23 protein-coding genes are annotated in these 20,948 nt (G+C 74.4%); 16 read left to right on the forward strand and 7 right to left on the reverse strand.

From position 1 onward, the window contains the following. Nucleotides 1-80: 80 nt before the first annotated feature. From ACPZVR_RS03365 to ACPZVR_RS03375, 3 genes are read right to left on the reverse strand one after another with little or no spacing between them, the layout of a single operon-like run. Complete coding sequence (locus tag ACPZVR_RS03365; protein ID WP_436698148.1) at nucleotides 81-1,262, reverse strand: alcohol dehydrogenase catalytic domain-containing protein; 1,182 nt, start codon at nucleotides 1,260-1,262, stop codon at nucleotides 81-83. Continuing rightward, nucleotides 1,259-1,462 (reverse strand): CDGSH iron-sulfur domain-containing protein, encoded by a 204-nt coding sequence (locus tag ACPZVR_RS03370; RefSeq protein WP_436698149.1) that lies wholly within the window; start codon nucleotides 1,460-1,462, stop codon nucleotides 1,259-1,261. The genes ACPZVR_RS03365 and ACPZVR_RS03370 overlap by 4 nt, the downstream gene beginning before the upstream one ends. 7 nt (nucleotides 1,463-1,469) lie before the next feature. Then, nucleotides 1,470-2,498 carry an iron-containing redox enzyme family protein gene (locus ACPZVR_RS03375; protein ID WP_436698150.1) on the reverse strand — a complete coding sequence of 343 codons (1,029 nt, stop codon included), beginning with the start codon at nucleotides 2,496-2,498 and terminating at the stop codon, nucleotides 1,470-1,472. Between the two features lie 231 nt (nucleotides 2,499-2,729). On the opposite strand from ACPZVR_RS03375, the gene ACPZVR_RS03380 reads away from it, so the two are divergent. From ACPZVR_RS03380 to ACPZVR_RS03420, 9 genes are all read left to right on the forward strand, one after another. Continuing rightward, the gene (locus ACPZVR_RS03380; RefSeq protein WP_436698151.1) at nucleotides 2,730-3,419 is read left to right on the forward strand and encodes a PAS and ANTAR domain-containing protein; all 690 of its coding nucleotides are present in this window, start codon (nucleotides 2,730-2,732) and stop codon (nucleotides 3,417-3,419) included. Between the two features lie 69 nt (nucleotides 3,420-3,488). Further along, on the forward strand, nucleotides 3,489-4,349 hold the full coding sequence (locus ACPZVR_RS03385) for an SDR family oxidoreductase (protein WP_436698152.1): 861 nt from the start codon (nucleotides 3,489-3,491) through the stop codon (nucleotides 4,347-4,349). Between the two features lie 25 nt (nucleotides 4,350-4,374). Next, nucleotides 4,375-4,557, forward strand: coding sequence for a hypothetical protein (locus ACPZVR_RS03390; protein ID WP_436698153.1), 183 nt, complete (start codon nucleotides 4,375-4,377; stop codon nucleotides 4,555-4,557). After that, nucleotides 4,554-4,772, forward strand: a complete 219-nt coding sequence (locus ACPZVR_RS03395) for a hypothetical protein (protein ID WP_436698154.1) — start codon at nucleotides 4,554-4,556, stop codon at nucleotides 4,770-4,772. Before ACPZVR_RS03390 ends, ACPZVR_RS03395 begins: the two co-directional genes overlap by 4 nt. Beyond that, nucleotides 4,769-5,239: a DUF6328 family protein gene (locus ACPZVR_RS03400; protein WP_436698155.1), complete on the forward strand. Its 471-nt coding sequence runs from the start codon at nucleotides 4,769-4,771 to the stop codon at nucleotides 5,237-5,239. Before ACPZVR_RS03395 ends, ACPZVR_RS03400 begins: the two co-directional genes overlap by 4 nt. Continuing rightward, complete coding sequence (locus tag ACPZVR_RS03405) at nucleotides 5,236-5,691, forward strand: hypothetical protein (protein WP_436698156.1); 456 nt, start codon at nucleotides 5,236-5,238, stop codon at nucleotides 5,689-5,691. Before ACPZVR_RS03400 ends, ACPZVR_RS03405 begins: the two co-directional genes overlap by 4 nt. Further along, a complete protein-coding gene (locus ACPZVR_RS03410; protein ID WP_436698158.1) occupies nucleotides 5,688-6,920 on the forward strand; it encodes an NRAMP family divalent metal transporter in 1,233 nt (410 codons plus the stop codon). The genes ACPZVR_RS03405 and ACPZVR_RS03410 overlap by 4 nt, the downstream gene beginning before the upstream one ends. Continuing rightward, entirely contained in the window at nucleotides 6,920-7,618 is a 699-nt protein-coding gene (locus ACPZVR_RS03415) for a hypothetical protein (protein ID WP_436698159.1), read from the forward strand. The genes ACPZVR_RS03410 and ACPZVR_RS03415 overlap by 1 nt, the downstream gene beginning before the upstream one ends. 89 nt (nucleotides 7,619-7,707) lie before the next feature. Further along, nucleotides 7,708-7,977: a DUF7218 family protein gene (locus ACPZVR_RS03420; protein WP_436698160.1), complete on the forward strand. Its 270-nt coding sequence runs from the start codon at nucleotides 7,708-7,710 to the stop codon at nucleotides 7,975-7,977. Nucleotides 7,978-8,719: 742 nt separating this feature from the next. Here ACPZVR_RS03420 and ACPZVR_RS03425 read toward each other — a convergent pair. Beyond that, the gene (locus tag ACPZVR_RS03425) at nucleotides 8,720-10,060 is read right to left on the reverse strand and encodes an HNH endonuclease signature motif containing protein (protein ID WP_436698161.1); all 1,341 of its coding nucleotides are present in this window, start codon (nucleotides 10,058-10,060) and stop codon (nucleotides 8,720-8,722) included. A gap of 469 nt (nucleotides 10,061-10,529) precedes the next feature. On the opposite strand from ACPZVR_RS03425, the gene ACPZVR_RS03430 reads away from it, so the two are divergent. Next, a complete protein-coding gene (locus tag ACPZVR_RS03430) occupies nucleotides 10,530-11,378 on the forward strand; it encodes an MFS transporter (RefSeq protein ID WP_436698162.1) in 849 nt (282 codons plus the stop codon). 16 nt (nucleotides 11,379-11,394) lie between these two features. Here ACPZVR_RS03430 and ACPZVR_RS03435 read toward each other — a convergent pair whose 3' ends face one another. Genes ACPZVR_RS03435 through ACPZVR_RS03445 form a run of 3 tightly spaced genes read right to left on the reverse strand, consistent with a single transcriptional unit; the run spans nucleotide 11,395 to nucleotide 13,424 of the window. Beyond that, a complete protein-coding gene (locus tag ACPZVR_RS03435) occupies nucleotides 11,395-11,637 on the reverse strand; it encodes a metallothionein (protein ID WP_436698163.1) in 243 nt (80 codons plus the stop codon). A gap of 40 nt (nucleotides 11,638-11,677) precedes the next feature. Next, nucleotides 11,678-12,445, reverse strand: a complete 768-nt coding sequence (locus tag ACPZVR_RS03440; RefSeq protein ID WP_436698164.1) for an SDR family NAD(P)-dependent oxidoreductase — start codon at nucleotides 12,443-12,445, stop codon at nucleotides 11,678-11,680. Between the two features lie 4 nt (nucleotides 12,446-12,449). After that, nucleotides 12,450-13,424 carry a glycosyltransferase gene (locus tag ACPZVR_RS03445; protein ID WP_436698165.1) on the reverse strand — a complete coding sequence of 325 codons (975 nt, stop codon included), beginning with the start codon at nucleotides 13,422-13,424 and terminating at the stop codon, nucleotides 12,450-12,452. 128 nt (nucleotides 13,425-13,552) lie between these two features. Between ACPZVR_RS03445 and ACPZVR_RS03450 the strand changes: the two genes are divergently transcribed. From ACPZVR_RS03450 to rfaE2, 6 genes are read left to right on the forward strand one after another with little or no spacing between them, the layout of a single operon-like run. Next, nucleotides 13,553-15,199, forward strand: coding sequence for a carbamoyltransferase family protein (locus ACPZVR_RS03450; protein ID WP_436698166.1), 1,647 nt, complete (start codon nucleotides 13,553-13,555; stop codon nucleotides 15,197-15,199). Further along, the gene (locus ACPZVR_RS03455) at nucleotides 15,190-16,689 is read left to right on the forward strand and encodes an HAD-IIIA family hydrolase (protein ID WP_436698167.1); all 1,500 of its coding nucleotides are present in this window, start codon (nucleotides 15,190-15,192) and stop codon (nucleotides 16,687-16,689) included. The genes ACPZVR_RS03450 and ACPZVR_RS03455 overlap by 10 nt, the downstream gene beginning before the upstream one ends. Continuing rightward, a complete protein-coding gene (locus ACPZVR_RS03460; RefSeq protein WP_436698168.1) occupies nucleotides 16,686-17,798 on the forward strand; it encodes a glycosyltransferase family 9 protein in 1,113 nt (370 codons plus the stop codon). Before ACPZVR_RS03455 ends, ACPZVR_RS03460 begins: the two co-directional genes overlap by 4 nt. Beyond that, complete coding sequence (locus tag ACPZVR_RS03465) at nucleotides 17,743-18,954, forward strand: glycosyltransferase (protein ID WP_436698169.1); 1,212 nt, start codon at nucleotides 17,743-17,745, stop codon at nucleotides 18,952-18,954. The genes ACPZVR_RS03460 and ACPZVR_RS03465 overlap by 56 nt, the downstream gene beginning before the upstream one ends. Further along, entirely contained in the window at nucleotides 18,951-19,556 is a 606-nt protein-coding gene (locus ACPZVR_RS03470) for a D-sedoheptulose-7-phosphate isomerase (RefSeq protein ID WP_436698170.1), read from the forward strand. The genes ACPZVR_RS03465 and ACPZVR_RS03470 overlap by 4 nt, the downstream gene beginning before the upstream one ends. Then, nucleotides 19,553-20,935, forward strand: coding sequence for a D-glycero-beta-D-manno-heptose 1-phosphate adenylyltransferase (rfaE2, locus tag ACPZVR_RS03475; protein WP_436698171.1), 1,383 nt, complete (start codon nucleotides 19,553-19,555; stop codon nucleotides 20,933-20,935). The genes ACPZVR_RS03470 and rfaE2 overlap by 4 nt, the downstream gene beginning before the upstream one ends. The last annotated feature ends 13 nt before the right edge of the window (nucleotides 20,936-20,948 follow it).

Below are 20,948 nucleotides of genomic sequence, written 5' to 3' on the forward strand. Positions count from 1 at the left end.
ACCGGTCCCTCGATACGCTCAGGGACACCGTCGGCGGACCGCTGTCGCTGACGCGATCGCGGCGGGTCGGTGGCCGGCGATCAGGGCCGGAACAGCACCTTGACCATGCCGTCGTTCTTCTCGCGGAAGTCGTGGTAGGCCGCGGGCGCCTCCTCCAGCGGGAGGTGGTGCGTCGCGAAGGTCTCCACGCCGAGGTGGTCGGTCGGCTCCAGCAGCAGGGCGAGGATGTCGTCGCTCCAGCGCCGGACGTTGGCCTGGCCCATCCGGAGCTGGACCTGCTTGTCGAACATCTCCATCAGCGGCATCGGGTCCATCGGCCCGCCGTAGACGCCGATGACCGAGACGGTGCCGCCGCGGCGCACGGCGTCGATCGCCAGGTGCAGCGCGGCCAGCCGGTCCACGCCGGCGCTGCGCATCAGCGGCTGGGCGAGCCGGTCGGGCAGCAGGCCGACCACCTTCGCCATCGACTCCGCCACGGGCGAGCCGTGCGCCTCCATGCCGACCGCGTCGATCACCGCATCGGCGCCGCGCCCGCGCGTGAGCTCCAGCACGGTCGTGACGGTGTCCGCGTCGCCCTCGGTGACGAGCACCTCGGCGCCGTACGCCGAGACCCGCTGCAGTCGCTCGGGCACCGGGTCCACGACGAGCACCCGGATCCCGCGCATCAGCGCGATCCGGGCGCACATGGCGCCGATCGGTCCCGCGCCGAGGATCAGCAGGGTGTCCTCGGGGCGCAGGTCGGCGTACTCCAGGGCCTGCCAGGCGGTCGGCAGCACGTCGGAGAGGAACACGAAGCGGTCGTCGGGCGGTCCATCGGGGACCTTGATCGGCAGCCGGTCGGCGAAGGGCACGCGCAGGTACTCCGCCTGCGCGCCCGGCACCTGGCCGTAGAGCTTGCTGTAGCCGAACAGGCTCGCGCCGGTGCCCTGCTCGGTGTTCTGCGTCGTCTCGCACTGGCTCTGCAGCCCGCGGGCGCACATCCAGCAGCGACCGCAGCTGAGGTTGAAGGGGACGACGACCCGGTCGCCGGGGCGCAAGGAGGTCACGTCGCGACCGGTCTCCATCACGACGCCGATCGGCTCGTGACCGACGATGTCGCCCACCTCCATGAACGGCGCCAGTGGCTCGTAGAGATGCAGGTCGGAGCCGCACAGTCCGCTCGACGTGACCCGGATCAGGACGTCGTCGGGCTCCTGGATCCGCGGATCGGGCACGTCCTCGACGCTCATCCTGCCCTTGCCCTGCCAGGTCACTGCTCTCACGGCTGACCCTTCCTCCGTCGTCGATCACGGTGACTGTCGTCGCACCAGGGCATCCGGTCGGAGCGGCCGCACCGGCAGACCGCCACCACGGCGCGCTCGACGGGAGCCGCGGTGCCGTCGACGCCGACGACCTCGTCCGCGCCGCGGACCAGCAGCGGACCGCCGGGACAGTCGGTGACGACCACGCGTCGTTCGCTCATGCCGACCTCATCCCGCCGCCGGCGCATCGCGCCGGCTCTGCCAGCCGTCGAGCAGCACCTCGCCGGCGAGCCCGTCGACCGCCAGGCAGGCCGTGGCGCCGAGAACGACGTCGGCGGCGAGCTCGGGCTCGTCGGTCACCAGGGCCGCGCAGATGCCGCGGATCGCGAGCTGCTCGTGCACCGCGTCGGCCTCCACGTGCTCGTCGTAGTAGTCCTGGACGGGCTCGGGCAGCCGGAGTCGCCGCGCGCCGCGCAGGATTCGCTCGCACGGCAGCGAGCTGGTCGCCTCGAACGCGGCGAGGTGGCCCATGGCGGCGCCGCGCAGGCGCCGGTTGAGGGCGAACAGCGACATCAGGTTGACCGACGCGAGCGTGGCGCCCGTGGCCCGCTCGACGTACGGCGCCAGGTCGGTCGGCATGTCGAGGGAGGCCAGGGCGCGGGCGAACAGCGTCTGGTGCAGGCGGTCGGGACGCCCGCCGCCGTACTCGTCGTACTGCAGCTCGGCCAGGGCCACCTTCGCGGCGCCGCCGATCCGGGGCAGCACGAACGACTGCGGGTCCGACTCGCGCAGGTGGTAGACGGCGCGCTCGGCCAGGTAGGAGCAGAACTCCTCCCGCGTGGCGCGGCGGTGCAGGAACTGGGCGACGTCCGAGGGGCCCGAGCGCGCGGTCATCCGGACCAGCGCGGCGGTGACCTGCTCGGCAGGGGTGTTGCCGAGGTCCTCGAGCGCGGGTGCGTCGGCCGGCGCCTCGCTCACGAGCTGCCGGACGGCGTGCTCGAAGGTCCGCTCCAGGGCGGCCCGGCTCACCATCAGCAGCGGATCCCACTCGGCGTGCGGGTCCTCGACGTCGTCGAAACCGCGGTAGTGCAGCTCGTAGAGGACCCACAGCGCGAGCTGGAAGTCCCGGTCGGCCAGCGGGTACGCGATGTCGCCCATCGCCCGCGGCTCCGGCACGGAGTGCGGTCCGTTCGGGCGGGCGCGCAGCGTCTCCACGACGCCCTCGCTCAGCGGTCCGCAGGGTTGGGGCAGCCTCATCCGGTCCTCGTCCTTCCCTCCCACAGCTCGCCCAGGATCAGGCGCAGCATGGCGCGGCGCACAGCCAGGTACACCTGGAGGTGACCCCCTGTTGTGCGGCGCGACTCGGGTTCGCCATAGTTCTCGTCGCAGACGGTCCGATCGCCCATGTGACCTCCTCCGGTGGACTGCGGGTACCCGTGCCGGCTGCCTCCATACGCAAGCGTCGAGCCGAGCAGCAGGGAGCACGAGATGGTGGGAGAAGCGTGGGACGAGGCCGTCCCGCTGCCGCCGTTGGACCCCGACGGCCCGCGTCAGACGGGGCGGTTCGTCTACGACGTCGTCGACGAGCGCTGGGAGTGGGACGAGGACGTCTTCGCGATCCACGGCTACGAGCCGGGCGAGGTCGAGCCGACCACCGAGCTGATCATGCGGCACAAGCACCAGCAGGACCGCCCGCTGGTGGAGCAGACGCTCCGCGACGCGATCGCAGACGGGGCGCCGTTCAACGTCTACTACCGGATCCTCGTCGGTGGCGAGATCCGCAACGTCGTCCTGGTCGGGGAGGGCCGCCACGACGGCCGCTCCGGCGGCAAGGTCGACCAGCTCGTGGGCTACTACCTCGACCTGACCCCCGAGCTCGACGCGGAGACCGCCGCCGCGGCCGATGCCGCCGTCGCCGCGTCCGCCGCCTCGCGCGACACGATCGAGCAGGCCAAGGGCATCTTGATGCTCGGCTACGGCCTCGACGCGGATGCCGCGTTCGCGATGCTCAAGTGGTGGTCGCGCAACCGCAACGTGAAGGTGCGGGAGGTCGCCGAGCGCCTGATCCAGGTGGCTCGGGAGGGGCATGTCAGCCACCCGGGGCTGCGCCGTCTGCTGGACGCTCTGCTCGACGACCTCACCGCCAGTCGGGCGGCCCGCGAGGACCGCTCCGGCTGAGCCGTGGGGCGCACGACGCCCCCAGGTGTACCCGACTCGGCACACCCCACCCGGGGTAACGCCCGGGACATGACCGACACCGCCTTTCCCGCCCAGCAGCAGACGCCCCCGGGACTCACCGAGGAGATGCGTCCCCGCCCCGACCACGGTGAGCAGTCGTACGTCGGCCACGGCCGTCTGGACGGCCAGGTCGCCCTCATCACCGGCGGCGACTCCGGCATCGGCCGGGCCGTCGCGATCGCCTACGCCCGCGAGGGCGCCGACGTCGCCTTCACCTATCTCCCCGAGGAGCAGGAGGACGCCGACGCCACGTCGGCCCTCGTCACCGAGGCCGGACGCCGCGTGCTGGCGATGGCGCTCGACCTGCGGACGAGCGAGGCCTGCGACGAAGCGGTCCGCCGTACTGTCGACGAGCTCGGGTCCCTCGACGTCCTCGTCAACAACGCCGGCTACCAGATGGCGCGCGACCACGCCGTCGACGACCTCAGCGACGACCGCATCGACCGCACCTTCAAGACCAACCTCTACGCGCTGATGTGGTTAGTGCGCGCCGCCGCGCCGCACCTGCGCGAGCGTCCCGGCTGCATCGTCAACAACGCCTCGATCCAGGCGTTCGAGCCGTCCGAGACGCTGCTCGACTACGCCGCCACCAAGGCCGCGATCAACAACCTCACCGTCAACCTCGCGGCCTCGCTCGGCAAGGACGGGGTCCGGGTCAACGCGGTCGCGCCCGGTCCGATCTGGACGCCCCTGCAACCGGCCACCCAGGAGCCGGAGAAGGTCGAGCAGTTCGGCACCGACACCCCGCTCGGCCGCGCGGGTCAGCCGGCCGAGGTCGCGCCGGCGTTCGTGTTCCTCGCCTCGCCGGGCGACGCGTCGTACGTGTCCGGCACGGTGCTCGGCGTGACCGGGGGGAAGCCCGTCTTCTGACCCCGTCGCGGGGTACCTGACCGGCATGGAGAAGCGACCGCGTCAGACATCCGACGGCGAGCTGTCCGAGGTGGGCAGTCTCGACGACGCCGGCACGGCGGAGTCCCCGGGGGACGCCGTGGCGGGCCACCCGACCGACGACGACGTCCAGGAGGGAGCGACCGGGCCCGACGCCCGGACCGGAGACCAGGACCAGGAGGACCGATGACCATCCCCGACCCCGTGAACCCCGAGCGGCCACAGGAGCCGGACGAACCGGTGGACCCCGAGCAGCGCCCGGTCCCCGAGAGCGACCGGTCGGGCGTGGAGGACTACCACGTGCCCGACCGTGACCCGGAGGTTCCGCTGACCGAGGACGGCGAGGCCGTCGACCCCGACGAGGCGTATCCGCACGCTCAGGACGTGGAGGAGGACCGGGCGTGACCGGGGCACCGGCCGGGGCGCACGCGGGCAGGCCACCGCAGCAGATCACCCGCAACCTCAGCGAGCTGCTCCAGGAGCTGCGGGTGATGCAGACCGGCGTGCAGATCCTCACCGGCTTCCTGCTCACCGTGCCGTTCACCGAGCGGTTCACGGAGCTGACCGAGGGACAGCAGCGGATCTACCTCGGCATCCTGGTCGGCGCCGTGCTCACCACGCTGGTGATCGTGGCCCCGGTCTGCTACCACCGCGTCCTGTTCCGGCAGGGACGACGAGAGTGGATCGTCGCCGCGGCCCAGCGGTGCGCACTCGCCGGTCTGGTCGGCCTGGCCGCGGTGTCCACGGCCGTGGTGCTCCTCGTCTTCGACATCGTCCTCGGCCCGATGGCCGCCCTGGTCGCCGCGGCGGCGGTCGCGCTCGCCTTCACCCTGATGTGGGCCGTGGTCCCCTGGCGGGGCCGCGCGCGGTGAAGCGTTCGCAGCGACCGGCCGTCGTCGCGGTCCTCGTCGCCGGTCCGCTTCTCCTTCTCCTCCTGCTGACCGCGTGCGGCATGGTCGGGCAGCCGGACACCGCCGCCTGGGACGACCAGGCCGAGCAGGCGCTCACCGACGCCGGGAGCCAGGTGGGCACCGCCCGCCTCGCGCTGGAGTCGGCGGCCGAGGAGCGCACCTGGCCGGCGTACACGACCGTGCTGGTGGCCCGGGCCGAGGAGGCGGCGGCGAAGGCCGAGGAGGATCTGGCACGCGTCCAGGTGCCCGCGGGGCGGGCGGACGCCGCCGCCGCCGTCCTCGACCTGCTCGGTCGGGCGGCCGACCTGGTCCGCGAGGCGCGGGCGCACGCCGTCGACGGCGAGTACGACGACCGGGCGCTCCTCGACGAGCTCGACGGTCTCGCCGACGAGCTGAGGCGGGCTGCGCCGTGAAGCGCTACTTCGCGGTCCTCCTCGGCATCCTGACCGCCATCGGCGGCTTCGTCGACATCGGCGACCTCGTGACCAACGCCCAGGTCGGGGCCCGCTTCGGGACCTCGCTGGTCTGGGTCGTCCTGGTCGGCGTGGTCGGCATCTGCGTGTTCGCCGAGATGTCGGGGCGGATCGCCGCCGTCAGCCATCGCGCGACCTTCGACCTCGTCCGCGAGCGCCTCGGGCCGCGGATGGGCTTCTTGAACCTGATCGGCTCGATGCTGGTCACGCTGCTGACCTTCATCGCCGAGATCGGCGGCGTGGCGCTCGCGCTGCAGCTTGTCTCGTCGGTCCACCACCTGCTGATCGTGCCGTTCGTGGCCGTCGCCGTGTGGATCGTGCTGTGGCGCGCCCGGTTCTCGGCGATCGAGAACGTGCTCGGGCTCCTGGGCCTGGCCCTGATCGGCTTCGCGGTGGCCCTGTGGCAGCTCGGCCCCGACTGGGGCGAGCTCGCGGCGGGGCTGTCACCGGCGGAGAAGCCGGGCGCCGAGAGCTGGGCGACGTACGCCTTCTTCGGCGTCGCGCTTTTCGGTGCCGCGATGACCCCCTACGAGGTCTTCTTCTTCTCCAGCGGCGGCGTCGAGGAGCGCTGGACCACGAAGGACATCGGCGTGATGCGCGCCAACGTGTTCATCGGGTTCCCTCTCGGCGGCGTGCTCTCCGTGGCCATCGCGGCGTGCGCCGCCACGGTGTTCCTGCCGGCGGGCATCGCCGTCGAGACGTTGGGACAGGTGGGCCTGCCCGTGGCCGTCGGCCTCGGCAAGATCGGGCTCGCGGTCGTCGTGCTCGGCTTCTTCGCGGCCACCTTCGGCGCCGCCTGCGAGACGGGGCTGTCGACGGGCTACAGCCTCGCGCAGTACTTCGGGTTCCAGTGGGGCAAGTACGTCCGGCCACGCGAGGCGGCCGGCTTCCACATCATCCTGCTGGTCGCGACCGTCATCGCCGCCGGCGTGCTGCTCACCGGCGTCGACCCGATCATGGTCACCGAGATCTCGGTGGTCTTCTCCGCGATCGCGTTGCCGTTGACCTACTTCCCGATCCTCGTCGTGGCCAACGACCCCGACTATCTGGGCGAGCACGTCAACGGCCCGCTCGCCAACACTCTCGGCGTGGTCTACCTCGTCGTGATCACGATCGCGGCGCTCGCCGCGATCCCCCTCATGGTCGTCACGTCGATGGGACAGGGCTGATGGCGTCACTGGCGGAGCGCGAGGGCTACGACGTCGGGCTGCACCTGCTCGACCGGCAGGTCATCGGGGCCGACGACCGCCTCGTCGGCAAGGTCGACGACGTCGAGCTCCTCGTCGACGACGACGGATCCCTCGTGCCGACCGCGCTGTTGCTGGGACTCCCGGCGCTGCTGCCCCGCTTCGGCCGGCGGGTCGGCGGCGGGCTCGCCCGCGCGCACCGGCTGGTGCGGGAGGCGGCCGCCGACCAGGAGCTGCCCCTGGTCGTCGACTTCGACCTCGTCGAGGACGTCGGCAGCGACGTCAGGCTCGCGGAGCCGGCGCACGGCCTGCTGCACCGGATGGAGCACGACCGCGCGGCGGACCCCCGCCGGTGCCGGGTCGGCGGCCTCCTCGGGCTTCCCGTCCGGTGCGACGCGCTGCCCCGGCGCTCGAAGGTCCTCGACCTGCGGATGACCGGCACCCCCGGCGGCTCCGGCGAGCACCGCGTCGCCGCGCTCGTGGTCGGCCCGGGGCGGCCGGGCGCGCTGTTCGGCTACGACCGCAGCGGCGAGCCCGGACCGGCGGCCGTGGCCGCCGTCGTCCGCTGGCTGCACCGCCACGCCCGCGTGGTCGACCTCGGCCCCGGCGTCGAGATCGACCACGAGGCCGACGAGGTCCGGATCGGCGCCGGCACGTCTCTCTCCCCGCTGCGCGGGTAACGCCGGGACGAACCACCTCGCCCGACCGCGGGCTCGAGCGGCCCGGAGATCGGGCGACGGAGAGAACGAGGACGATCGGAGGAGCAGACATGCCCGGCAAGAAGCACGGACCCGGCATCAAGAACCCGGACGCCTACGAGGAGATCCGCAAGGACGGCGCCAGCAAGGAGAAGGCCGCCCGGATCTCCAACGCCATGGCCTCCGAGGGCGCCAGCAAGGTCGGCCGCCGCGGCGGCAAGGTCGGCGACTACGAGGACTGGACCGTGGACAAGCTGCGCAAGCGAGCCCGGGAGCTGGATATCGACGGACGCTCGTCGATGAAGAAGGACGAGCTGATCGACGCCCTCCGCCACCACTGAGTCGAATGGCGCGAGCGTGTCGCATGTCGTGCTCGCCGCCCGGGCGCTCGCTGCGCTCGGCCCGCGGGCGTCGCACGACGCGCTTCGCGCGTGCGCCACGCTGCCGCGCGCGCGGTCGAGTCCGGTAGGTGGTCGCGTTCGCGTGGCGGCAAGACCGGCGACGCACGGAGGGGGCTCGTCTACCTCCGCTCCGGTTGTTTCCTGCGCTCCGTCGCCGTCGCTTCCCGCGATGGCCGAGGTGACGGGCGCGAGCGTGTCGCATGTCGTGCTCGCCGCCCGGGCGCTCGCTGCGCTCGGCCCGCGGGCGTCGCACGACGCGCTTCGCGCGTGCGCCACGCTGCCGCGCCGCGGTCGAGTCCGGTAGGTGGTCGCGTTCGCGTGGCGGCAAGACCGGCGACGCACGGAGGGGCTCGTCTACCTCCGCTCCGGTTGTTTCCTGCGCTCCGTCGCCGTCGCCGTCGCTTCCCGCGATGGCCGAGGTGACAGGGCACGAGCGTGTCGCTCGTTCCTCGCGCCGCGCTGTCGCGCGCTGTTGGCTGTCGTAGGTCCTGCCATCGCGCGGCGGCAGCACGCGCTCGGCTCGCGGCGGCCGACGTGAGGGAGGATGGCGCGGGCGTCGCTCAGGCGAGGTGACGCGACGCCGTCCGGGACGGCGCGGTCGCGCGCCGGTGCTCCGCCGGTGGATCTCGACATGCCGGAGTCCCCGCGGGCAACGGTTCCTGCGGGGGCGGGGGCGGGGTGGCTACTCGTCGGGTGGGTCGGGGTCGCTCGACCGGTGGGTGTCGGTCCGGATGGGGTGGGTGCCGCGGTGGTCGACGCGGAACCGGTGACCGTGCGGGCTGGTCCACACATAGGTCGCGGGCGTCGGGATGTCGTAGCGCCAGGTCGAGTGCGTCTTGGCCCGATGGTGACGCCGGCACAACGGCACGAGGTTGCACGGACAGGTCGGACCGCCCTCGCTGTGGGGTCGGGCGTGGTCGAGGTCGCAGGCTCGTGCGGGTCGGGTGCAGTGGGGGAACCGGCAGGTGTGGTCGCGCAGGATCACGCGGGTCTTGTGGCGTCCGGGGATCTCATAGGCCCCGACGGGGACATGGTCGGCCAGGTCGATCACCGGGCGGACGATGACGGTGGTGTGCCGGGCACGGAGCCATTCGCGGATCTGGGCCGACGTGACCGGGCACCGGCCCTCTTCCCACCGACCCACCGGGTTCCAGCCCGCCTGGTCGTCGGCCGGGCTGTCGCTGGTGAGGGTGGTGTTGGTGATGTGGAGGTTGAGCACGACCTTGCGGCCCGGGACCGTGTCGACGACTTCTCCGGTGTCGGGGTCGGGGATCAACAGGTCCAACGCGAGGTCGTGGCGGGCGAGCTCGGCGGCGGCCTTGGACCGCCGCACATCCAACGACGAGTCGTCACCCAGCTTGGCGAGGGTCTCGGCACGCCGGGCGACCGCTTGGTTGAGGTCGTGCCCGTCAGCGGCGTCCAGCACGCCGTCGAGGTGGACCAGGCCGTGCTCGTCGACCTCACCAATGTCGAAGTGCCGGTGGTCGGCGGCCTTGCGTCGTTCGGCCTCGGCGTGTTCGGGGTCGAACCGGAGCACCGCTTCGGTGACGAGTCGTTCGAGCTGGGCCCACCCGACCCCGGAGGCGTCCCACAGCTGCCGGTCCACGAACGCCGCCGCGTCGGCGGAGAGGCGTCGGGTGAGGTCGGCGATCCGCTCGGCCCGCCACGGCGCCAACCGCCCCGCCACCACCGCGGCATACACGTTCGGGAGGCGCCAGGCGCACTCGATGACCCGCCCGACATACGCCTTTCCGCCGTCGGGGGTGCGGCCGAGGACGGCGATGAGCTCCATCAACGCGAACTCCGACACCAGCGGGGCACCCGCGCCGGCGATCGGGACCCCGGTGTCGAGGTAACCCTCGGTGAGGGTCGCGACCCCCTCGGGACCCGCGATGACGTGGTCGCTCGCCCACTCCACGATCCCGGCCCACTCCTCGATGAAGAGCTGGTTGCGGGCCTCGATCCCCGCGCTCAGCCGCGACAGCAGCGAGGCTGTCGACGAGGCACGGGTTCCGAGATCCATGAACGGATCCTCCCACCCACCCACGACACAACCCGAGCGTCGCAAACCCGCCTGTGCACAAGGGAAACCCACTCGCCGAGCACCGACAACAGACCTCTCGACCAGTGGGAAATGAGCCGGTGACACCTACGGCAGGCCAGCGACCCACACCGACCTGCCGCACGTGTCACCGACGCACGCTAGCCCTTTCGACCGCCGCCAAAACCGCAGCCGGCAACCCAACCCAGCCCCCGCCCGACCCTCCCCGTCGCTGCCTCTCCCAACCCGCCCGGCCACCCCACCGCAGCTAGCGAACAGCCCCCGCAGCACGACCGGCAACAAGGAACGACACCAGTCCGATCCCGCCCACCGGACCGCAACCTGACTGCACGACCCTGCCCGAAGCCCTCGGGCAGCCCCACAGCACGACCGGCAACAAGGAACGACACCAGTCCGATCCCGCCCACCGGACCACATCGCGGTGGTCGTCGTGGCCGCGCTGGTCCTCGTCGAGCCCGCGCGACCGACGCCACGGGACCGGCCTCGGCCCGACCTGCCCGGCGCGGTGCTGCTGACCGCCTGTCCGCTGCTGTTCGTCTACGCCGCGATCGAGGCCGGCGGGTCCGGCACGGTCCTCTGGCTGAGCCTGGTGAGCCTGCTCGGCGCGGCGGCTGCCGCCGCGGCCTTCGTCCGGGTCGAGGCGCGCTCGCCCGCCCCGCTGGTCCCGCCGGCCTTCTTCGCCCATCGCGACCGGGTCCGGGCGAATCTCACGACGATGCTGCTCAGCGGGGCGTTGTCGACATCGTTCCTGCTGTTCACGTTCTACCTGCAGGATCGTCGCGGGATCGGACCGCTGGCGGCCGGGCTCACGATGCTCCCGCTGGCCGCGGCGCTGATCCTGGCCTCGGTCGCGGTGCCCCGGCTGCTGGGCCGATGGGGCGCGCGCCGCTGCGTGCTGGCCGGACTGGGAGCCGCGGCCGCCGCGATGGCGGCGGTCGCGCTCGTGGCGGTGCTCGACGGCGGCGCGGGCTGGCTGGTGCCGGCGATGCTGCTCATCGCCGCCGGGATGGGCCTGGGCCTCGTCGGGCTGCAGTACGTCGCGGTCAGCGGCACCACCGACCGGGACGCCGGGATCGCCGCCGGCGTCCAGCGGGCGGCCGACCAGCTCGGCGGAGCGGGCGGTGTCGCCGTCTACGTCGGCCTCGGCTTCGCGCCAACGCCCTGGGGCGGGAACCCGTTCCTGATCACCGCGCTGCTCGCCGTCGCCGGCCTGGCGGTCGGTGCCGTGATCATCGGCCGGAGTCCCGTCGCCACGGCGGAGAGGTCAGCGATCCGCTAGCTGTGATGCGCAGCCGTCACGTCGCCACCCGGTCCTGGGCACCCTCGACGCCGGAGTGCTGCGCGCAGTTCGCGCAGCAGTAGATCGTGCCGGACGCCTCGATGCCGTGCCCGAGGATCCGGCAGTCGCAGTGCGCGCACGCGGGCGCGATCAGGTGCGCGGCGCACTCGATGCTGTCGAAGGTGAGGTGCGTGCCGTCCGCGGTCTCCACCGCGAACGTCTTGTCGTAGTCGTTGCCACAGGTGCTGCAGGCTCCCATCGTTCCTCCTCGTCGGGGTGCGGGATGCGCCCACGCGTCGTCAGCGCGGGAAGTACTCGTTGCGCAGGGTCGGGATCGCGTTCTGCAGGACGGCCTCGGGCGGCATCGTGACGGCGTGCCGGATCAGGTCGGCGACGATGGCGGGATCCATCATCCGCTCGGGCGGGAGATGCCACTGGTCCATCATCGGCGTGGCCATCGCGGCGGGATGGATCGAGCTGACCCTGATCGGCCAGGCGTGCTCGCGCGCCTCGGTCTGCACGATCTCGGCGAACTTGCCGAGCGCGGCCTTGGAGGCGTTGTACGCCGCCGCGCCGGCGCCGACGGTGAGGGCGCTGATCGACACCACGAAGACCAGGTCCGCCACCTCCCGGGGCGCGCCCGCGGTGGACGGAGCCCCGGACATCGCGGTGCGGTAGCGCACGAACGCGCGGCTGAGGTACATCGGGCCGTGCACGTTGACGGCGAACACGCCGTGCCAGGCGTCGTCGTCGATGTCGACGAGGTCGGCGCCGCGGTCGGTGCCGGCGTTGTTGACGAGGCAGTCGAGCGCGGGGCCGTGCTTCTCGAAGGCCGCTCCGACGCAGGTGGCGACCTGCTCGGGGTCGGTGACGTCGAGACGCACGGCCTCCGCGCTGCCGCCGGCCGCCTGGACGTGCGCCACCGTGGCCTCGGCCCCGGCGAGCGCGATGTCCGCGGCCAGGACGTGGGCGCCGGCCTCCGCGAGGGCGACGCAGGTGGCCCGGCCCAGTCCGCTGCCGCCTCCGGTCACCAGCGCCACGCGTCCGGACATGTCCCGGTCGATCATCGGATCAGCTCCTCGAGGTCGTGTCGTGCAGCAGGTGGTCCCACGCGCGCAGGAAGCGCGTCAGCCCGAAGTGCTCGAGCGCGTGGGCGCGGGCGGCCTTGCCGGCGAACCGGGCGGCCTCGGGGTCCCGCAGGAAGTGCCGGACGCCGTCGGCGAGGCCGTCGAGCCGGCAGGTGAGCACGCCCGCCTCCGGGGGGACGGCGAGCGGGGCGGCCGTGCTGGCGACGGCGACCACCGGCATCCCGAGCGTCATCGCCTCGACGAGGGCCAGCCCGAGCGAGGTCCACCGCGTGGTGTGGAGGTAGACGCGGCGGCGCGCCAGCTCCTCGTGCAGACGCGCCTGCGGCAGGTCGTCGTACCCGCGGATGCCGGGCTCGTCCTCGCCGTGCCGGGGCGTGGCCAGGCCCTCGACCGCCATCCCGAACACGTCGAGCGGCTGCGTGTGTGCGAGCCGCTGGACGAGGTCGGTGCCGACGGAGCGCCCGCGCCGCAGCGGCTCGTTGACGACCACCGCGGCGCGGGGGATCTCGCCGGTGTAGCGCTCGCCGGGGTCGACGACACCGTGCTCGACGACGGCCGTCCGGGCCGAGCCGCAGTCCCAGATCAGCTCGTTGAAGCCGGTGACGTGCACGATCGGGATCGCGCGCTGGTCGGCGAGGGGGTGGCGCGCACAGGGCACGTCGCCCGTCGGGGTGTTGTGCTCCAGGAAGACCGCGGGCACGTCCACGCCGGGCCGCCGCCCGAGCCACCGGGCGGCGAGGGCGAGCTCGTGCGGTCGCTGCAGCACGACGATGTCGACCTCCTCCTCGTCGAGCTGTGCCGGGGTCACCTCCCGGACCGAGGCCGGCCAGTCCCAGGTGCGGGCCCGGCCGCGCCCGTCCTCGCCACGGTCGGGCGTGACCGGCACGAGGTACTCGTGGGTGCCCTGGACGAACGCCGTCGTCCACGACCCGTGGACATGCCAGAGGAGGACCCGCATGGGTTCCGCCGTGCCCGGTTCGGCGCCGTTCATCCGGGGGAGCGGGGCCCCGGTTCTCCTCGCCGAGAACCGGTTTGTCGAACCGCTTCCCGGGCACCGCCCGGGGATCGTACTCAGGAGGGAGAGCGGTGCGGATCCTCGGCATCAACGCGGTCTTCCACGACCCGGCGGCAGCGCTCGTCGTCGACGGCCGGTGCGTCGCCGCCGCCGAGGAGGAGCGGTTCACCCGCCGCAAGCACGGCCACGCGAACCTCCCGTTCGCGGCCTGGGAGCTGCCGGGTCAGGCGGCCCGGTGGTGCCTGGCGTCGGCGGGTCTCACCGCCGCCGACCTCGACGCGGTCGCCTACTCCTTCGACCCGGGGCTGACCACGGAGCCGGAGGAGCTGGGCATCCACGATCCCTGGGACCACCTGCGCCGGACCTACGCGTGGCACGCCCCGGCGATGCTCGCCGAGGAGCTGCCCGGCCTGGACCCGGCGGCGGTCGTCTTCGTGCCCCATCACCACGCGCACGCCGGCTCCGCCGCGCTCGCCGCGCCGTTCGGCGATGCGGACGTGCTCGTGCTCGACGGGCGCGGCGAGTGCGGGAGCCATCTCGCCGGCCGGTACGACGCCGGCCGGCTCACCGTCCACGCGAGTCAGGGGCTGCCGCACTCCCTCGGCCTGCTCTACGAGGACGTCACCGCCCACCTCGGCTTCGTGCGCAGCAGTGACGAGTACAAGGTGATGGCGCTCGCGTCGTACGGCGAGCCGCGGTTCCTGCCCGAGCTGCGCGCTGCCGTGCGGGCCGACGACGCGGGCGGCTTCCGGGTCGACCGCGTCGACTGGGACGCGCTGGTCAAGCGGCGCGCGGCCGGCGAGCCGTGGACCGCGGACCACGCCGACCTCGCCGCCTCGCTGCAGACCCGGCTGGAGGAGGTCCTCGTCGAGCTCGCGCGCTGGCTGCGGTCCCGCACGGGCGGCAGCCGGCTCACCCTGGCCGGCGGGGTCGCGCTCAACTGTGTGGCGAACACCCGCCTCGTCGAGAGCAGCGGCTACTCCGACGTGTGGGTGCAGCCCGCGGCCGGCGACGCCGGCACCGCTCTCGGGGCCGCGCTCCATCTCGCCGCCGCGCACGACGACCCGGTGACGCCGATGACCGGTGCCGACCTGGGCCGGGGCTGGACGGACGACGAGATCGAGCACGCGCTGACGACGGCCGGGCTGCGCTTCGAGCGTCCCGAGGACCTCGCCGGCACGGTCGCCGAGGTGCTCGCCAACGACGGGGTCGTCGGCTGGTTCCAGGGCCGCAGCGAGTACGGACCCCGCGCGCTCGGCCGCCGGTCGCTGCTCGCGCACCCCGGGCACGCGCACAACGTCGAGCGCCTCAACGACGTCAAGGGGCGCGAGGAGTTCCGGCCGGTCGCGCCCATGGTGCGCCTGGAGCGGGCGGACGCCATCCTCGCGCGCGGACCGCTGCCGTCGCCGTACATGCTCTTCGTCCACGACGTCCTGCCCGCCTGGCGCGATCGGATCCCCGCCGTGGTCCATGTCGACGGCACCGCCCGCGCGCAGACGGTGGATCCCGACTCCGAGCCGCTGCTCGACCGGCTGCTCGCGGCGTTCGAGCACCGCACCGGACTGCCCGTGCTGGTCAACACGAGCTTCAACACGGCGGGCCGGCCGATGGTCGACACGCCTCGCGACGCCCTGGAGGTCTTCGGCAGCGCGCCGATCTCCCTGCTCGCGATCGGCCCGTTCGTCGTCCGCCGCGAGGCGATCTCGTCATGTCCGTGACCACCGTCGTGATCCCGACCGTCGGGCGGCCGAGCCTGCAGCTGCTGCTCGCCGCGCTGGCGCGCCAGGAGCGGCCGGTCACGTTCCCGGTGGTCGTCGTGGACGACCGGCCCGGGGGAGCGGACCTCGACGCGTCGACGCTCGACCCCACCGGCCGTCTGGACCTGTGGGTCCTGCGCTCGGGCGGCGGCGGACCGGCCCGGGCCCGCAACCGGGGCTGGCGCCATGCCCGCACGCCGTGGGTGAGCTTCCTCGACGACGACGTCGTCCCGGGACCGGGGTGGTCCGAGGCGCTGCTCGACGACCTGGCTCACGCCGAGGCCTGCGGATACGCCGCCAGCCAGGCCCGGCTCGTCGTCCCTCCGCCGGAGGGGCGGCGCCCGACCGACGACGAGCGCGCCACCCTCGGCCTGGTCGACGCCTGGTGGATCACCGCCGACATGTCGGTACGCCGCGCGGCCCTCGACCGTGTCGGCGGCTTCGACGAGCGCTTCCCGCGGGCGTTCCGGGAGGACACCGATCTCGCGCTGCGCCTCGGGGCGGCGCGGGGGAGGGTGGTCCACGGCCACCGGCGCACCCTGCACCCGGTGCGACAGGACGACTTCTGGGCCAGTCTGCGGCGCCAGCGCGGCAACCAGGACGACCAGCTGATGCGGCGGCTGCACGGGCGCGACTGGCGCCGGTCCGGACGGGCACCGCGCGGCGCGCTGCGCCACCACGCGGCCGTCACCGCCTCCGGCGCGCTCGCCCTCGGTGCGCTCGCCGTCGGATCGCGGCGGCTCGCGGCCGCCGCCGGCCTCGGGTGGCTGGCGGGCACCGCCGACTTCGCGGTCCGGCGCATCCTGCCGGGACCGCGGACGACGCCGGAGGTGCTGCGGATGACGGTGACGAGCGTGGCGATCCCGCCCGCGGCCTGCGCCCACACCGCGATCGGCCGGATCCGGCACCGCAACGCCGAGCCGTGGAAGGGTCTGCCGAGCGCGGTGCTCTTCGACCGGGACGGCACGCTCGTGCACGACGTGCCCTACAACGGCGACCCCGACCTGGTGCGGCCCGTCGCGGGCGCCCGCGAGGTGCTCGACCGGCTGCGCGAGGCCGGCGTGCGCATCGCGCTGGTCACCAACCAGTCGGGGATCGGCAGGGGCATCCTGGCGGCCGAGGACGTCGGCGCCGTCAACGCCCGGGTGGCGGCGCTGCTCGGCCCGCTCGACGGCTGCTACGTCTGCCCCCACGCGCCGGGCAACGGCTGCGAGTGCCGCAAGCCCGCTCCGGGCCTGGTGCGCCGCGCCTGCGCCGAGCTCGGCGTCGAACCCCGGCGGGTCGTGGTCGTCGGCGACATCGGTGCCGACGTCCGCGCCGCCGCGGCGGCCGGAGCCCGCGCCGTGCTGGTGCCGACACCGCAGACCCGCATCGACGAGATCTGCGCCGCCCCGCTGGTCGCCGCCGACCTGCGGGAGGCGGCCGAGCTCATCCTGCGAGGTGCCTGGTGACCCATCGCCTCGCCGTGCGCCTCGACAGTCTCGGAGACGTCCTCGTCACCGGACCCGCGATCCGCGCGCTCCGCGCGACCGCCGACCGGGTCACCCTGCTGTGCGGCCCGCGGGGCGCGGCCGCCGCCCGGCTGCTGCCCGGCGTGGACGAGGTGGTCTGCTGGCGCGCGCCGTGGATCGACCCCGAGCCCGACCCGGTCGACCCGGACCGGGTGCGCGGCCTGCGCGACCTGGTCGGCGGCCTCGGTGTCGACGAGGCGGTCGTCTTCACCTCCTTCCACCAGTCGTCCCTGCCGACCGCCCTGGTGCTGCGGATGGCAGGGGTGCCGTGGGTCGGGGCGGTGAGCCGGGACTATCCCGGCTCACTGCTCGACCTCCGGCTCCCGTTCGCCGGCGTCGTGCCGGAGCCGGAGGCCCAGCTGCGGCTCGCGATCGCCGCCGGGGGCCGCCTGCCCGCCGGCGACGGCGGCCGCCTGGCGGTCCGGCCCGACCTGCCGGCGCCGCCCCCCGGCCTGCCCGACCGCCCCTACGCCGTCCTGCACCCCGGCACCTCGGTGCCGGCCCGCGCCTGGCCCGTCGCCGGCTACGCCGAGGTGGCCCGGCAGCTCGCGGTCGCGGGGATCGGCGTGGTCGTCACCGGCACGGCGGAGGAGCGGCCGCTGACGTCGTACGTCGTCGCGGGGGTGCCGCAGGCCGTCGACCTCGCCGGCGCGACCGACCTGGCGGGCCTCGCGGCCGTGCTGCGCGACGCCGCCGTGGTCGTCGTCGGCAACACCGGCCCGGCCCACCTGGCCGCCGCCGTCGGCACCCCCGTCGTCTCGCTGTTCGCGCCCACCGTCCCTGCGACGTCGTGGGCGCCGTACGGCGTGCGGCGGGAGGTCCTCGGCGACGAGGACGCGCCGTGCGCGGGCTCGCGCGCGACCCGCTGCCCGGTGCCGGGCCACCCGTGCCTGGCCTCCGTCACGGCCCGCGAGGTGCTCGACGCGATCCGTCGCCTCGCCGGGCCCGCCATCGACCTGAGTCCGGATCCAGCACCCGGGAAGGGGATGCCTCATGAGGATCTCGCTCGTATCCGAGCACGCGAACCCGCTCGCCGCGCTGGGAGGTGAGGACGCCGGCGGCCAGAACGTCCATGTCGCGCGGCTCGCGGCCGGCCTGTCCCGCCGCGGCCACCAGGTCACGGTCCACACCCGCCGTGACGACGCGTCCGTGCCCCGGCTCGTGGAGGCGCCGGACGGCTACCTCGTCGACCACGTCGCCGCGGGGCCGCCCGAGCCGATCCCCAAGGACCGCATCGCCGAGCATCTCGCCGAGCTCGCCGGGGGCCTCGCCGACAGGTGGCGCGCCGACCCGGTCGACCTGGTGCACGCCCACTTCTGGATGAGCGGTGTGGCCGCGGTCCGCGCGGCGCGGAACGTGCCGCGACCCCCGCCGGTCGTGCAGACCTTCCACGCGCTCGGCGTCGTGAAGCGGCGTCACCAGGGGGCCGCGGACACCAGCCCGCCGGGGCGGGTCGACGCCGAGCGTCGACTGCTCGGCGAGGTCGACCACGTCGTCGCGACGTCCACCGACGAGGTCCGTGAGCTCGCGGCGCTCGGGATGCCGGCCGGCCATGCCAGCGTGATCCCGTGCGGCGTCGACACCGCGGGCTTCACGCCGGCCGGGACGCAGCCGCCGGGCCGGCGCCTGGTCACCGTCGGCCGGATGGTGCCGCGCAAGGGCTACGACACGGTCATCCGGTCCCTGGCGCGGGTCCCCGACGCCGAGCTGGTCGTCGTGGGCGGACCGTCCGCCTCCGCTCTCGACGGCGATCCGGAGATCGCCCGACTGCGCGCGATCGCCCGGGCCTGCGGTGTCGCGGACCGGGTGACCTTCACCGGCGCCGTCGCGCCCGAGGAGGTGGCCCGGATCCTGCCGACGTGCGACATCGCGGTCACCGGCGCCTGGTACGAGCCGTTCGGCATCGTCCCGGTGGAGGCGATGGCCTGCGGGCTCCCGGTCGTCGCCACCGACGTCGGCGGTCACCGCGACACCGTCGTCCCCGGCGGCACCGGCGAGCTGGTGCCGCCGAAGGACCCCGACGCGATGGCCGCGGCGCTTCGCGGACTGCTCGACGACCCCCTCCGCCGACGACGGTACGGCGCCGCCGCGCGGCGGCGCGCGGTCGAGCTCTTCGACTGGCCGATCGTCGTCGAGCGCACCGAGGCGGTCTACCGCGCCCTCGCGGAGCGGGCCCACGACCTCGCCGAGGCGGCCGGATCATGACCCTCGCCGCCACGACGTCGGGCACCCGCTGCGCGCATGCCCACCTCGCCAGCCTCGCGGACGCGCTGCCCGCGTTCGGCCACTGCGTCGACGTGGTCGACGAGTGGGGCACCCGACTCGCGACCCACCTGCGTGGCGGCGGTCGCCTCCTCGCCGCCGGCAACGGCGGCAGCGCCGCCCAGGCCCAGCACCTCACGGCCGAGCTCGTCGGCCGGTTCCGCGACGAGCACGCGCCCATGTCGGCGATCTGCCTGAGCGCGGAGACCTCCAGCCTGACCGCGATCGTCAACGACTACCCGCCCGAGGAGCTCTTCGCTCGTCAGGTCGAGGCGCACGCGCGTCCCGGCGATGTCGTCATCCTGCTCTCCACCAGCGGGCGCAGCCCGAACGTCGTGGCCGCAGCGGAGCGGGCGCGGTCGGTCGGCGCCCGCGCCTGGGCGCTGACCGGGCCGCTGCCCAACCGGCTCGCCGGCGCCGCCGACGAGGTGTGCGCCGTGGAGTGCGACTACCCGGCCACCGTGCAGGAGCTCCACCTGGTCGCGGTCCACGTCCTGTGCGCCGCCGTCGACCGCACCCTCGGCGTCCGCGGCGGTCCGTCGTGAGCGGCGGGCCGATCGTCGTCGTCGGCGACCTCCTCCTCGACATCGACGTCCACGGCCACGCCGACCGGCTCGCGCCCGACGCCCCGGTCCCCGTGCTCGACATCGACGACGAGGTGAGGCGTCCCGGTGGCGCGGGCCTCGCCGCCACCCTCGCGGCCCGGTACGGCGAGCGACCGGTCGTCCTCGTGACGCCGGTCGCCGACGACGACCGGGGCCGTGACCTCGTGGCGCTGCTGGCGGAGCGCGGGGTCGAGGTCGCCGCGCTGCGCCTGGACGGCCCGACGACCGTGAAGCGACGGGTGCTCGGCCAGGACGGCCGCCCGATGCTCCGGCTCGACGAGGGCGGCGGCACCGCCACCGGACCGGTACCGCTGGCCGCGACGCGCGCGCTGCGCGGAGCCGGAGCCGTCCTGGTCGCCGACTACGGACAGGGCGCCACCGCGGTGCCCGAGCTCCGCGAGGCGCTGGCGGCCACTGCCGCACCGGTGGTGTGGGACCCGCATCCCCGCGGCGCTGCGCCCCTCCCCGGCCTGGACCTGGTCACCCCCAACCGCGACGAGGCCCGGCGGCTCGCGGCCGACCAGGTCGCCGGCGACGATCTGCGCGCCGTGAGCGCGCGGGCGCGCCTGCTGCGTGAGCGCTGGGACGCCGGGGGAGTGGCCGTCACCCTCGGCCGCCAGGGCGCGCTCCTGCTCGCGGACGGCCCGCCGCTCGTCGTACCCGCTCCGGCCGGGGACGCCGGTCCGGTCGACCCCTGCGGCGCGGGCGACTGCTTCGCGGCCACGGTCGCTCTCGCGCTCGCCGACGGTGCCACGACCGCCGAGGCGGTGGGCGCGGGCGTCGCCGCCGCATCGGGCTTCGTGCGGTCCGGCGGCGTCGGCGCGCGGCCGTCCCCGACCCGGCCGAGCGGCGCGCTGGGGCTGGACGCGGCGGTGCGGTGCGTCGAGCGCGTCCGGGCGCGTGGCGGCACCGTCGTCGCCACCGGCGGCTGCTTCGACCTCCTCCATGCCGGCCACGTCGCCACGCTGCGCGCCGCGCGGGACCTCGGCGACTGCCTGGTCGTCCTCGTGAACTCCGACGCCTCGGTCCGGCGGCTCAAGGGCGACACCCGGCCGGTGGTGCCGGAGGCCGACCGCGCGCAGGTGCTGGCCGCCCTCGACTGTGTGGACGCCGTCGTGGTGTTCGACGACGACACCCCGGTGCCCCTGTTGCGGCGGCTGGAGCCCGCGGTGTGGGCCAAGGGCGGGGACTACTCCGGGACCGACCTCCCCGAGACGCCGGTCCTGGCGGAGTGGGGCGGCGCCGTGGTGCTGCTGCCCTACCTCGAGGGGCGCTCGACCACGGGCCTCGTGCACCGGGTCGTCGCGGCCGCCGGATGACGGGACGACCGGC

Origin of the sequence: Nocardioides segetis (assembly GCF_051390595.1) — a bacterium.
Lineage (GTDB): Bacteria > Actinomycetota > Actinomycetes > Propionibacteriales > Nocardioidaceae > Nocardioides.

What these genes read in the sequence shown, in the direction of transcription:
- ACPZVR_RS03395 (WP_436698154.1), top strand. Translation starts at nt 4,554, where the DNA reads ATGACCATCCCCGACCCCGTGAACCCCGAGCGGCCACAGGAGCCGGAC.
- ACPZVR_RS03370 (WP_436698149.1), bottom strand. Translation starts at nt 1,462, where the DNA reads ATGAGCGAACGACGCGTGGTCGTCACCGACTGTCCCGGCGGTCCGCTG.
- ACPZVR_RS03375 (WP_436698150.1), bottom strand. Translation starts at nt 2,498, where the DNA reads ATGAGGCTGCCCCAACCCTGCGGACCGCTGAGCGAGGGCGTCGTGGAG.
- ACPZVR_RS03440 (WP_436698164.1), bottom strand. Translation starts at nt 12,445, where the DNA reads ATGATCGACCGGGACATGTCCGGACGCGTGGCGCTGGTGACCGGAGGC.
- ACPZVR_RS03385 (WP_436698152.1), top strand. Translation starts at nt 3,489, where the DNA reads ATGACCGACACCGCCTTTCCCGCCCAGCAGCAGACGCCCCCGGGACTC.
- ACPZVR_RS03380 (WP_436698151.1), top strand. Translation starts at nt 2,730, where the DNA reads ATGGTGGGAGAAGCGTGGGACGAGGCCGTCCCGCTGCCGCCGTTGGAC.
- ACPZVR_RS03415 (WP_436698159.1), top strand. Translation starts at nt 6,920, where the DNA reads ATGGCGTCACTGGCGGAGCGCGAGGGCTACGACGTCGGGCTGCACCTG.
- ACPZVR_RS03470 (WP_436698170.1), top strand. Translation starts at nt 18,951, where the DNA reads ATGACCCTCGCCGCCACGACGTCGGGCACCCGCTGCGCGCATGCCCAC.
- ACPZVR_RS03465 (WP_436698169.1), top strand. Translation starts at nt 17,743, where the DNA reads ATGAGGATCTCGCTCGTATCCGAGCACGCGAACCCGCTCGCCGCGCTG.
- ACPZVR_RS03445 (WP_436698165.1), bottom strand. Translation starts at nt 13,424, where the DNA reads ATGCGGGTCCTCCTCTGGCATGTCCACGGGTCGTGGACGACGGCGTTC.
- ACPZVR_RS03435 (WP_436698163.1), bottom strand. Translation starts at nt 11,637, where the DNA reads ATGGGAGCCTGCAGCACCTGTGGCAACGACTACGACAAGACGTTCGCG.
- ACPZVR_RS03455 (WP_436698167.1), top strand. Translation starts at nt 15,190, where the DNA reads ATGTCCGTGACCACCGTCGTGATCCCGACCGTCGGGCGGCCGAGCCTG.
- ACPZVR_RS03425 (WP_436698161.1), bottom strand. Translation starts at nt 10,060, where the DNA reads ATGGATCTCGGAACCCGTGCCTCGTCGACAGCCTCGCTGCTGTCGCGG.
- ACPZVR_RS03390 (WP_436698153.1), top strand. Translation starts at nt 4,375, where the DNA reads ATGGAGAAGCGACCGCGTCAGACATCCGACGGCGAGCTGTCCGAGGTG.
- ACPZVR_RS03420 (WP_436698160.1), top strand. Translation starts at nt 7,708, where the DNA reads ATGCCCGGCAAGAAGCACGGACCCGGCATCAAGAACCCGGACGCCTAC.